This is a genomic window from Vibrio hibernica (assembly GCF_015223435.1).
Taxonomy (GTDB): Bacteria; Pseudomonadota; Gammaproteobacteria; order Enterobacterales; family Vibrionaceae; genus Vibrio; species Vibrio hibernica.
Map to the genome: position 1 here is coordinate 1 of NZ_VHKO01000059.1, position 12,605 is coordinate 12,605.

Annotated in this window: 11 protein-coding genes; 7 read left to right on the forward strand and 4 right to left on the reverse strand. The window is 39.3% G+C overall.

The features are described from left to right. Window positions 1-1,195, reverse strand: a protein-coding gene (locus tag FH976_RS13820) for an IS3 family transposase (protein WP_194091422.1) whose coding sequence is annotated in 2 segments (ribosomal slippage) — window positions 1-937 and window positions 937-1,195 — 1,196 coding nt annotated over the 2 segments. Because the reading frame shifts where the segments join, the coding sequence is not laid out codon by codon here. This gene is flagged as partial in the annotation. Window positions 1,196-1,279: 84 nt separating this feature from the next. Here FH976_RS13820 and FH976_RS13825 point away from each other — a divergent pair. From FH976_RS13825 to feoB, 3 genes are all read left to right on the forward strand, one after another. Then, the gene (locus FH976_RS13825; protein WP_194091423.1) at window positions 1,280-3,382 is read left to right on the forward strand and encodes a helix-turn-helix domain-containing protein; all 2,103 of its coding nucleotides are present in this window, start codon (window positions 1,280-1,282) and stop codon (window positions 3,380-3,382) included. Window positions 3,383-4,145: 763 nt separating this feature from the next. Beyond that, entirely contained in the window at window positions 4,146-4,376 is a 231-nt protein-coding gene (locus FH976_RS13830) for a FeoA family protein (protein ID WP_194091431.1), read from the forward strand. Then, window positions 4,373-6,673 (forward strand): Fe(2+) transporter permease subunit FeoB, encoded by a 2,301-nt coding sequence (feoB, locus tag FH976_RS13835; protein WP_194091424.1) that lies wholly within the window; start codon window positions 4,373-4,375, stop codon window positions 6,671-6,673. The genes FH976_RS13830 and feoB overlap by 4 nt, the downstream gene beginning before the upstream one ends. Window positions 6,674-6,769: 96 nt before the next feature. On the opposite strand, the gene FH976_RS13840 is transcribed toward feoB, so the two are convergent. Further along, window positions 6,770-7,201 carry an HIT domain-containing protein gene (locus tag FH976_RS13840; protein WP_194091425.1) on the reverse strand — a complete coding sequence of 144 codons (432 nt, stop codon included), beginning with the start codon at window positions 7,199-7,201 and terminating at the stop codon, window positions 6,770-6,772. Between the two features lie 82 nt (window positions 7,202-7,283). Between FH976_RS13840 and lpxM the strand changes: the two genes are divergently transcribed. Next, on the forward strand, window positions 7,284-8,255 hold the full coding sequence (gene lpxM, locus FH976_RS13845) for a lauroyl-Kdo(2)-lipid IV(A) myristoyltransferase (protein WP_194091426.1): 972 nt from the start codon (window positions 7,284-7,286) through the stop codon (window positions 8,253-8,255). Between the two features lie 102 nt (window positions 8,256-8,357). Here the strand turns inward: lpxM and argS are convergent, their stop codons facing one another. Continuing rightward, window positions 8,358-10,091 carry an arginine--tRNA ligase gene (argS, locus tag FH976_RS13850; RefSeq protein ID WP_194091427.1) on the reverse strand — a complete coding sequence of 578 codons (1,734 nt, stop codon included), beginning with the start codon at window positions 10,089-10,091 and terminating at the stop codon, window positions 8,358-8,360. 248 nt (window positions 10,092-10,339) lie between these two features. On the opposite strand from argS, the gene FH976_RS13855 reads away from it, so the two are divergent. Both FH976_RS13855 and FH976_RS13860 read left to right on the forward strand, forming a co-directional pair. Further along, the gene (locus FH976_RS13855; RefSeq protein WP_228767452.1) at window positions 10,340-10,954 is read left to right on the forward strand and encodes a VOC family protein; all 615 of its coding nucleotides are present in this window, start codon (window positions 10,340-10,342) and stop codon (window positions 10,952-10,954) included. Window positions 10,955-11,259: 305 nt separating this feature from the next. Continuing rightward, window positions 11,260-11,760 (forward strand): pilus assembly FimT family protein, encoded by a 501-nt coding sequence (locus FH976_RS13860; protein WP_194091428.1) that lies wholly within the window; start codon window positions 11,260-11,262, stop codon window positions 11,758-11,760. Between the two features lie 30 nt (window positions 11,761-11,790). On the opposite strand, the gene FH976_RS15960 is transcribed toward FH976_RS13860, so the two are convergent. Continuing rightward, entirely contained in the window at window positions 11,791-12,225 is a 435-nt protein-coding gene (locus tag FH976_RS15960; protein ID WP_194091429.1) for a type IV pilin protein, read from the reverse strand. Window positions 12,226-12,326: 101 nt separating this feature from the next. Between FH976_RS15960 and FH976_RS13870 the strand changes: the two genes are divergently transcribed. After that, window positions 12,327-12,605: pilus assembly FimT family protein (locus FH976_RS13870; RefSeq protein ID WP_194091430.1), on the forward strand; the 279-nt coding region annotated here is incomplete at its 3' end.

Consider the following 12,605-nt stretch of genomic DNA (forward strand, 5'->3'; position numbering starts at 1 on the left):
CAATGAAAATTGGCCACGGTTTTAGAGTTTACCCAATATAATCGTTCTGATTCATTGGGACTTAAACCAGCATTATGCTGGTGAGGCCTGACTTGGCTGTAATAGCCAATGATATATCTAGTTATCTCTATTTTCGCTTCATAAAAATTACGGTAACCCGTGCTTGGAACCCATTCAGTTTTCAAACTTCTGAAAAAACGCTCCATCGGAGAGTTGTCCCAACAATTTCCACGTCGACTCATGCTTTGTTTTATCTTGTATCGCCATAACCGTTGTCTAAACTTTCGACTCGTATAATGGCTTCCTTGATCGCTGTGGAACATAACGTCTTTAGGTCTACCTCGTAATTCGTAGGCCATTGTTAACGCTTTCATTGTTAATTCGCTATCTGGCGAATTGGATAAAGCCCAGCCTATAGGCTTGCGAGAATATAAATCGATAACGACAGCTAGATATGCCCAACGACCTCCTGTCCAAATATAGGTAACATCTCCGCACCAAACTTTGTTTGGTGCGGTCACATCAAATTGGCGGTTTAATGAATTAGGGATATTAATATGCTCTTTTGTCGCTTTTTTATATGAATGCTGCGGCAATTGGCAGCTTACTAATCCTAATTTTTTCATCAAGTTAGTGGCACGATAACGAGTTAGCGTAATATCACTGTCGTCATTCGTAATGATACAACTTATCGTTCTAGCACCAGCAGAACCACCGCTTTGTTCATGTGCATCCCTTACTTTTTCTTCTAGTAAAAGTCGCTCAGTTGAAGGCAATTTGTCACGCCTTTGCCAATATTTAAAGCTACTGCGATGGATACCAAACGCTGTACACAAGATGCTCACTGAATACTTGTTTTTGTTGCTCTTATTGAGTTTTTCGATTAATTCGAATTGTTCAGTGAGTCTGACATCAATAGAGCGGTAGCCTTTTTTAGAATTTCTTTTTCTAATTCAATCCGCTCTATCTTTTTTTCAAGTTCGCGTATTTTAAGCTGCTCTGGTGTCATCGGTGTTGCTTTGGGCGCTTTACCTTGCCGTTCATCTTTTAACTGCTTAACCCATTTACCAATGGTTGAATAACCAACGTTCATAGCTTGTGCTGCTTCCCCATGTGTATAGCCATGATCTAGTACAAGTTGGGCAGTTTCTAATCTAAATTCTGAACTGAAATTCTTACGGGATTTATTTGTCATTTTTTCACCTAATGATATTGCGAGGTGATGATATCACCTCTAATTAGGTGGCCAAAATCACTGTACCACTACAGCTTATCTTGGATGCAAGAAGACACCTACGATAGTGTGATTACCGATTTGTATTCAGACCAACAAGGGAGAGTATGGATTGGTACCGATCATGGGCTATATGAATATCTGAATGGACAAATTTTATTCGATGTTTTTAGTGCTGACTTTGGTGGAACGAATAGTATCAGCCAGTTTAATGATAAGACTTTATGGGCTGTGAATAATTATGGCGTTATTGCAATTGATATAGCAAAGAGCCATGTGGTTCGTGTGCCACTGAAGTATGGAAACAGCGCTGCATTATGTGTGGCAAGTTCAATCGATGGTACTTGGCTGACATCAACCAAAGGGATCAGTTTTTATAACTCAAAGGGTCTATTACAAGCTCACTTTCCGTCTCCTTTTGGCATAGTATCCAATGAGTTCTTACTCGATGGTTGTACCTTATCCCCAAATGGCAAACAGCTGTTATTGAGCAGTAAACTTGGCATTGTTAAAGTTTCCACTCAACAGCTATTAAATATGCACCCACCTGAAAATGATATTTTGATTGGTGAGGTTTTGCTTGATCGTTCTCGTGTCATGATCGCGCCAAATCCTAAGCAAGAATTACATCTTGGTTATGGGAAGTCGTTAACATTTTTATTCGGTGTATTACCTGATTTTGATGTACCAAATTTACAATACCGTTTATTAGGTGGTGAAAAACAAAACTGGGAGTTATTACAGGGATCTCAACTAACGTTCAATCATTTAAATCCTGGCCGTTATACTTTAGAGTTTCAAACCTTATCTCAAGTTGGCAGCAGTAAGAAAAATACACAATATCACTTTGTTATTGATGAACCTTGGTATTTATCCGGATGGTTTACTTTGTTGTTTGTGATAGGAATATTATTATTGTTGGCCAGTATCTTTGTCTGGCGTGCAAGGGCCATGGTTAGTAGCAATATACGATTACGCCGATTAATAAACTTAAAAACAACGCAACTTAAATATCAGAGCCAATTATTGATTAGCAGTAATGCTCTACTGCGTCGACAAGCGAAAACCCGTGAACTGTTGACGAAAGAAGTCAGTCGAGAAGCGTGTAAATCGATTAAAGACATACAAAATAATTTGCACAGCTATTCAACAGATTCACAATTTCAGATGCTGCAGCAATCTCTAAATTATCTTGAACAAATTAATTTAATTCATTCTTCATCGGAAGAATCTGCGCTACCTCAAGGCAAAATGGTGTCTTTAGTGATTAAGGCCATTGTTCAGGTATGGCAAGCTGACGCAAACAAAGCGGGTGTGCTACTAGAAGTACAAGATAGAACACCAGACTGCATGGTGTGCGTTCATTACGCGAATTTTGATACGGTCTTAAATAGCCTGATTGCTAGTGCATTAATTCGATCGTACCAACATCAAAAAGTGATATTGACAGCAACATTATTAGATAACAATTTACAAATCATTGTACAAGATACTGGTTCGGGGATTGCTGAGTCGGAAATATTAGCTTATGAGGCTCAAGAGTTTGGCCTCGATATATCGCTGATAACGAAAAAATCAATGAATACGACATTGTCTTCTATTGCAGAATTAGTTCATCAAAGTGGCGGCACCTTTACCTTTGATGCCAATAAGCTCAGTCATATCACAAGTATGGTGGTGACATGGCCGGTTGAAAGCGATGAATTAAGTGCTGCGAATAATAATGATTGGTTAACCTCTGAATTACAGCACGACAAAAATAAAAAATTAACCGCTGGTAAACACTCACAATGTAATGGTTTTGAGCACAGTATTAATTTTAAAGATGCTTGGCTCGAGAAAGTTTATAGTTTAGTTAGTGTTCATTATCCTAATCCTGAATTTAGTACCAGCTTAGCCGCTAAATTACTCTTTGTTTCTGAACGAAGTTTACAACGCAAATTTAAAGATCTAGCCGAGCGCTCATTTATGGAGTATCTAACACAATATCGATTAGAAAAAGCATGTGAGATGTTAATGTCTGGACAAAAAATTTCGGATACCGCATTTGAATCTGGTTTTAATGATCCTTCTTACTTTAGTCAAAGGTTTAAGAATCATTTTGGACTCACTCCCTCTCAATTTGTCGAGCGAACTTTACAAGAGTAGTTTTTCATCCGCTATTGACGATCATCTTTTATATTATATTGCTTTTTAGAGTGAGCACCCTGTTGATATAACGCATAAATTTCAATCAATTTAAATCGATATTATTTCCCAAGGTATTTGTATTGCATGCCGATTTATCCATGATTATTAATGTGGATAAAATCTGTTGGTATGAATCCAAAATGATGTTGAGACGTTTTGATAAGTAAGAATGAAAAGGAAACTAGTACGATTAGTATTATTAGTGAGAGGGAGACAACAAGTACTCACTGTCGTAGTAAGTATTTTTTATTCAGAATAAAAAAAACGTGACATGGCCGGGGGGACGATGTCACGGGTGCCAACGACACCTTTGCTTGCTGCTGGAGTGTATTGATTGAACAATACACATCAGGAATAAACTCGTTAGGCTTATGCCTATCGATAAAGTCATTTATAGCGCAGTAAACTTATTTTTCGCATGAAATTAACGACAAGATACCATAAGAAACACGACAAATTTTTGGCACGTATATTTTCGTTTAAAATCAATACCTTATGTATTTATCTGTGAGGTGGTTTTGATAAGGATGGAAGGTTACTTTTTTAAATTAACGGTTTTGACGAGGTGATAAATGTCAGAAATTAACGTTTTTAACAATTTGCAGTAATGAGAATAAGTATCAAATACGCATTTAATTTGATATATCGCAAGAAAAAGTGCTGATTTTACGAGTATCATAAGCAAAAATAGTAATGGTTATCATTAATGGTTGAGCTTTTCATGAAATTAAATGAACTTAAAAATGGGCAAAGCGCTCGTATTGTCGATATGTCAGAGTTATCCACGGATATTAGAAAGAAACTGATGATCATGGGCATGTTACCTAATACACAAGTGACGTTAATTAGAAAAGCGCCGTTAGGTGATCCGTTACAAATAGAGGTCAGGGGCGTATCCCTCGCTATTCGTGGGAAGATTGCATCCGAAATTGCAATAGAGGTAGAGGCATGAGTTTTAATATTCTAACAGTAGGTAACCCTAATAGTGGTAAAACAACTTTATTTAATGGTCTTACTGGTGCTAAGCAGCAAGTGGGTAACTGGGCTGGTGTGACGGTTGAGAGGAAAACAGGAACATTTGAATTTAGTGGTGACAATTTTAATCTGACGGATCTTCCTGGAATTTATTCGCTAGATAGTGCTAATGATGCCAACAGTGTTGATGAATCCATCGCCTCTTCTGCTATTTCGACTATGCCAGCCGATCTCATTATTAATGTTGTTGATGCCACCAGCTTAGAACGTAGCTTATACATGACTCTACAATTACGTGAGTTAGGTCGCCCGATGATTGTAGTGCTCAATAAATTAGATGCATTACATCGTGAACGTCAAGAAATTGATGTCGAATTGTTACAGCAAGAATTAGGTTGCCCAGTCTTTATTCTCTCTGCAATTAATAAAAAGCAAGTCGCACAGTTTAAGGCTGATTTACGTGATATTTCTCATCAATTTTTACAGGAATCTTTACAGGTCGATGGACTGGTTCTTAAGTATGAAGATACGATTGAAGCTATTATTGAAAAAATTAATCCAGTCTGGCCGAAAGATAGAATTATTTTACCGCGAGCTTTATCTATTAGAGCGATAGAACAAGATAGCTTGGTGACACAAGAGTTAACCGATAATGATAAAGCATTAGTATTGTCATTATCTCAACAATTGGCAGCTACAATGGATGCTGATTTATCAATAACCAATACTAAATATGAGTATTTGCATCAGCTTTGCCATCAAGTCCGAACACTCGATTCGTCTTTCAGTAAAAGTTTTACAGATAAGCTGGATCAATTTGTACTGAATAAATGGTTCGGCATTCCAGTCTTCTTTGGCATCATGTATCTAATGTTTATGTTCTCAATCAATATCGGTAGTGCGTTTATTGATTTCTTTGATATTGGGGTTGGGGCGTTATTAGTTGATGGCGGCCATCATTTACTTGATAACCATTTGCCTGTATGGCTTGTGACAGTCATTGCCGATGGTTTTGGTGGTGGTATTCAGACCGTGGCGACCTTTATCCCTGTCATTGCATGTTTGTATCTATTCTTAACGTTGCTTGAAAGTTCGGGTTATATGGCTCGAGCCGCTTTCGTGCTTGATAAAGTGATGCAAAAAATTGGTCTGCCGGGCAAAGCATTTGTTCCGCTTATTTTAGGTTTTGGCTGTAATGTACCGGCTATTATGGCCACTCGTACTTTAGATCAAGAACGTGAACGTAAATTGTCCGCAGCAATGGCCCCTTTCATGTCTTGTGGCGCTCGTTTGCCGGTTTATACGTTATTTGCGGCGGCATTTTTCCCAACCAACGGTCAAAATGTCGTTTTTGCTTTGTATTTATTAGGCATTTTAGCCGCGGTTTTTACTGGGTTAATTTTAAAAAATACGCTGTATCCCGGTAAGAGCACTAGCTTTATTATGGAAATGCCAGATTATGAAATTCCAACTTTGCGTAATGTAGTGTTAAAAACGTGGCAGAAGTTGAAACGTTTTGTATTTGGCGCGGGGAAAACAATTGTACTGGTGGTCGCAATATTAAGTTTCTTCAATTCATGGGGTGTTGATGGGTCGTTTGGTAATGAAGATAGCCAAAATTCAGTGTTATCACAAGCGGCAAAAGTCGTCACTCCAGTGCTCGCTCCTATGGGAATTAAGCAAGATAACTGGCCAGCAACCGTTGGTATCATTACCGGTATTTTTGCGAAGGAGGCGGTAGTCGGTACTTTGAATAATTTGTATTCCAATCCTGCAGATGAAGATGCCGTATTTGATCTTAAAGCCAGCTTAATGGAGGCATTGCAAAGTATTCCTGATAATTTAGCTGCACTGAACTTTAGCGATCCATTAGGTATTGAAGTAGGAGACTTAGAACACCAAGACGCAGCCGCAGAGGAGCAAGGTGTTAGCAGCGGTATCTTTGGTAACCTGCAAGCTTACTTTGTCACTGGCGGAGCTGCATTTTCGTATTTAATCTTTATCTTATTATATACGCCATGTGCAGCAGCAATGGGAGCCTATGCTCGTGAATTTGGTCGAAATTATGCCATTTTCATTGGATCTTGGACTATGTTTTTGGCGTATGCATCAGCGGTCGTTTTATATCAGATATCAAGCTTTGAAATGCATCCAATGATGAGCTCTATTTGGATAGGGATTATAGCGGTGATATTGCTAGCGGTATTTTTTATTATGAAACGTATTGGTTTGAAAGAACAAAAAATGAGAATAGATGTGGTGAATATTAGCTAGTTTATTTACCTCACCATTCAGATGGTGGATGATTTTAAGATATACGATGCCCAGATATTTAATCTGGGCATTTTTATATCATCATTAAATAGAGTTTTAAACTGGTTGAAATGTGCTTAATTGCTGTTTGAATATTCGGCGTAATTGTTGGATTAATTGTTGTTGCGCTTCATTATTACGAGCTTTGCCTTGCGTATTTCCCCAGATTGGCCCAGGCCATGCAACATCGGTTTCAAAACGGGCAATATGATGAATGTGAAGCTGGGGCACCATATTTCCTAATGCTCCCAAATTGAGTTTTTTAGGTTTAAATGTTAGTTCTAAGCTTTGAAACACAGATTGAGATTCGATTAAAAACTGTTGCTGATCGGACATTGGTAAATGGTGTAATTCTTGTAAATTGGCGACTTTAGGCACTAAGATCACCCAAGGGCCAATATCTTCTTTATGTAATAGTGCTAAACATAATGGAAATTCACCAATGACATCGGTATCCATTTGCAATTGAGAGTGAAGTGTAAAGCTCATAGTGTACCTTCTCATCTTTTTAATTTTATCGGATTGTTATACCATACCTTTCTTAAAAAATAAGATGATAGCCAAGATAAATATGAGCAAATTAGAGACTCACTCTCCTCAAGCATCACCAAAGACAGATAAACACCTGTATAACCCTACTTTTGAATGGCGTTTTTTACATCCTCGCCATTGGTTGACTTGGATTGGTTTATTTTTCGCTGTGTTTTTAGCCTTCATTCCTCATCGGTTGCGTGACCGTTTAGCCGCTAAGTTGTCTCGTCTTGCGCTGAAGAGAGAAGGCGGGCCGATGAAAAAGGCACGCTTAAATTTACTTAATTGTTTCCCAGAAAAAACGGACCAAGAGCGTCAGCAGTTGATCGAAGATTGTTTAGCAACTGCCGGGCAGTTTATGTTTGGTTATCCTGAATTGTTATTGCGTAGCCGTAAGCATAACCAGTCTCGTGGCGTTGTGCATGGTGGAGACAACTTATTCCCGTTACTTGATAGAGGTGAGAATGTGATTGCACTCGTGCCGCATTTTTGGGCGATTGATTACGCGGCGGTGATGATAGCAGCTCAAGGCTATCAAGTTTCTTCTATCATTAAAGAACAGCGCGAGCCTATTACCAATTGGTTGATCCATCGTCAACGTATGCAATATGGCGGTAAGATTTATGAGCGAAGTGCGGGCATTAAACCATTTTTGAAAAGCGTCAAAGATGGCTATTTGGGGTACTACTTACCAGATGAAGATCATGGGGCGCAAAACTCAGTATTCGTTCCATTTTTCGCCGCACAAAAAGCGACACTAAAAGGTTTTGGTAAAGTGGCTAAATTGAGCCGTGCGACTGTCGTGCCGATGTTGCCTGCATATAACGCTGAACTGGGTAAGTATGAACTCCATATTTTACCTGCGATTGAAAACTTGCCGAGTGGTGATGAAGAAACAGATGCTCGCGCGATGAATAAAGCGGTTGAGGATCTTGTCAATATTGATCCTAAGCAGTACATGTGGATCCTTAATCTATTACGCACAAGACCAGATGGTTCGCGGCTGTATTAATCAATCCTCTGTTATAAGAATATACCGTTATAAAAAAATCCCCATCAGATGAAAATTTGATGGGGATTTTGTCTTTTATAATCGTCAAATCAGATGTTTGGATTACATACGTTCTAGTGTCTCAATGCCCAATAGATCCAAACCTTGCTTGATGGTTTTGGCCGTTAATGCCGCCATCTTTAATCGGCTTTGTTTAATTGCATCATCTTCATTGTTTAAGATAGGACAAGCTTCATAGAAACTTGAAAATTGACCTGCTAGTTCAAATAAGTAGCTGCACATTAAATGTGGCTGGCCTTCTTTCGCGACAGATTGAACCGCTTCTTCAAATTGAAGTAATTTAGATAGTAGTGCTTGTTCACGTTCCTCACTGATAATGATCTCACCCGTTAGGCTATTCATATCAATGTTCGCTTTAGCAAAAATAGACGCGACACGAGTGTAAGCATATTGCATATAAGGCGCAGTGTTACCTTCAAACGCCAGCATGTTATCCCAATCGAAAATATAATCGGTGGTACGGTGCTTAGACAGGTCAGAATATTTTACGGCGGCCATCGCCACGGTATTGGCGATATTGGCTTTTTCTTCGCTTGCAAGATCAGGGTTTTTCTCTTCAATCAGTTTCTGAGCACGCTCGCATGCTTCATCTAATAAATCCGCTAAACGAACGGTACCGCCAGCGCGAGTTTTAAATGGACGACCATCTTTACCCAGCATCATACCGAAAGCATGGTGCTCTAATGACACAGACTCTGGCACATAACCGGCTTTACGCACGATAGACCAAGCTTGCATTAAATGTTGATGCTGGCGTGAGTCGATAAAGTAAAGCACTCGATCTGCGCCTAATGTTTCGTAGCGGTATTTTGCGCAAGCGATATCGGTTGTGGTGTATAGAAAGCCACCATCGCGTTTTTGGACGATAACGCCCATAGGATCGCCATCTTTGTTTTTGTATTCATCAAGGAAAACGACTTGTGCACCGTCACTTTCAACCGCTAAGCCTTTTTCTTTAAGGTCGCTCACAATCACAGACAACATATCGTTGTACATACTCTCGCCCATGACATCTTTACGAGTAAGAGAGACGTTCAAACGATCGTAGTTCAGCTGATTTTGGATCATGGTGACATCCACCAATTTCTTCCACATTTTTGCGCAGTGTTCATCACCACCTTGTAGCTTAACGACGTAACCTCGTGCACGAGCGGCAAACTCTTCGTCTTCATCGTAAAGTTTTTTAGATTCACGGTAGAAGCCTTCAAGATCGGCAAGCTCCATCGATACTTCACCTTGCTCTTTTTCAACGCGTTCAAGGTTGGCAATCAACATACCAAATTGTGTGCCCCAGTCACCAATGTGATTAGCACGAATAACGTTGTGGCCTAAAAACTCAAGAGTACGAACAACAGCATCGCCAATAATGGTTGAACGCAGGTGACCAACGTGCATTTCTTTAGCAACGTTTGGCGCGGAATAATCGGCGACGATAGTTTGAGGTTGTTCAGCGGCAATACCAAGGCGTTCATCAGATAGGGCAAGTGATGCTTGTTTGGCTAAAAATGCAGGGTCTAAAAATATATTAATAAAACCAGGACCGGCGATTTCGGTCTTATTCGCAATACCATCAAGGTCTAAGACGTCTAAAACCTTTTGTGCAAATTCGCGAGGATTCATTCCTAATTTTTTTGCAACGCCCATTACGCCATTAGCTTGGTAATCGCCAAATTGGGCTTTAGCTGATTGACGGACCGCGGCTGGGCTTCCTGCTGGAGCACCTGCGGCTTCTAAGGCTTGAGATACTTTGTCATTGATCAGTGCTGCAATATTCACACGAGTTTCCTATGGATTTAACCGTAATGGCTGGATTGAATGCTTGGTCTTCAATCTAGCGAAAATTTTTAGTCAGAAAATGGGAGACATGATACCAAAGAATAGAAAAGTATTAAAAAAGAAATCGTATTTTTATCTATTGGTCAATTGTGGGTTCAGTTACACTCATTTTCAGTTTTAAGTCATCAATACATTCATTGATCGGTTTAGATTATGATTAGAAAAATATTTATAAAAAGGAGGCTACCTTGTCTGATTTTCAATCTCTTATAAAACAATTAAGCCCAGTGGCGATGAAAGAGTCATTAGCCTTATTTTGGCAAGAAATCGATGGTCTTGCCCAGCGGCTTGGTTTAGATCTTAAGCACTTGAAAGCTGATCATTTGGCCATGCGAATTAATGATCAATTAGTGGCAGAACACATTCATCAGGCTTGGTTAAGTGAAGGCAAGCAGATATCTAATGCTATAATTAATGGTCGTCCGATTATTGTGATCCAATTGGATTCACCGCTGCAAATCGCTAATCAAAAAATAGACTGCTTAGAATTGCCTTACCCGAGTGATAAAACGTATCCACACCAAGGCTGGGAGCATGTTGAATTTGTGGTGCCAAGTGATGCTAAAACAACAGAGCAATTATTAGAGGATGTAAAAGTCACATTTCCACTAATGGCAAAAAATTGGCCTAAACTGGATGAACTTGGCATTAAGGTAAAGCTATCTAGTCCAAAAGCAGAAGCTGAACGTTTAGCTAATCCAACGATTGCTTTTAAACATAATGGGGTTTGTATCAAATTACATCCTCACACTCTGCAAGCTGTTATTAAAAGTGAGAATGCCGATTATACCCGTCTTACTTGAAGCTGCTGCTTTGTTGGCTACGCTCGTTCACCCCACTCACTTAGTAAACTAAGCTCACGGGGCTTCACTTGCTTGCCGCCTCACTGCAACTTCAATTACTTTGGGTATAGCCGAGTCTAACAATATACTATTTTTTTATGCCTCCAATTCTTGTTATTGAGAATGTGCTCTGATTAGGCATGATGATATTTTTCTCATTATTAGATGGTGCTATAGCCTTATCATTTTGGTTGGTGAATGAGGTTATGACAGTGTTTATTTCTAATGTGGCTTCGGTGAGAAAATATAAAAAATGGGTTAGGGGCATGACATTAATTGAAGTCACCATTATGTGCGTTATAATGGGGGTATTATTAGTGGCGGCCGCACCATCGTTTCGTGGTTTACATGAAAAGTATAAAATGCGTCATCTCGCGGATGAAATGATGAATGTTTTTCTGATGGCAAAAATGGAAGCCGTTATGACCAATCACGCTACTTGGCTGTATTTTGTCCCGAAAAGCAACAGCCCTATTTATAAAGGGGATTGGGTGTTTAGCGTGCAAAAAGATGCTATTTATTTCCTCGATGGTAATCAGCACAAAAATATTAGTATCTCTTCTATTCGCAATTTTCAGAAAATAAAGTTTGATAGAATAAATGGCAAGCCAGTGGGAGTAGCTGGTGGATTAACTTTTTATATTGATGCTACTCGTGGCTTAAACGTTATTTTTCATAATATTACTGGTCGAATACGAATATGTGGAACCAATATTGCCAACCATGGTAACGAGGAGCACTATTATTATGGTTACCCAGAATGTTAATCCTATATTTTTAATACAATTACTTTTCAGCTACCAACAGCTGTCTTGTCCGGCCGTCCCCACTGAACCTGCATTGAGACTGAGGGTGCCACATTTGTCTTTATTTTGAACAGAGCTTTCAACGGGGGCTGCTGTAATGACATAAGAGTCCATACCTAAACCTGTGTCATCAATATCGAACTGATAGCGTGAGGTTTCGGTGTCACAAAAACTGCATGTTCCCCCTGAAACGATACTTGAAAAATGATAAACCCCAGTCTTACTTTTATCTAATTCCAATTCTATTTGTATTTTCATCATGTCGGCCATCGCAGTAGCGCGATGGCTTTTGAGCACATGTTGTTGATAACTCGGATAAGCTATAGAAGTTAGTATTCCAATGATCGCGACCACAATTAATAATTCGATCAATGTCATTCCTTTTTGTCGTATAGGGTGTTGTATACATTCATTTTTACGAATCATTTCTATAACTTCCTTTTGTTAACTTCAGCCATTCTTGTTAAGTGTTAGCATCACTTCAACTAAAAAAATCAAGATGTAACCAGTTGCATAGGAATTTGGGAATGGATCGAGGGTTTTCACTTATTGAGTTGCTGATAACCGTCGCTGTTATGGTGATTTTGATGCTCGCGGCGGCACCATCGATGGGGAATTTAAATGAAAAAGCTAAAGTACAGCGTTTGGCGGAAGAGCTTAGCGGTTTTCTGGTTCAAGCTCGCTCAGAAGCGGTGATGTTGAATAAGCCGTTGTATCTGATTTTTTTGCCAACGGGTTCTAGCGCCACTTCACCAATACTTAGCGGCCAATGGGGACTGGCATTAAGAGATACCGATACCATCCCC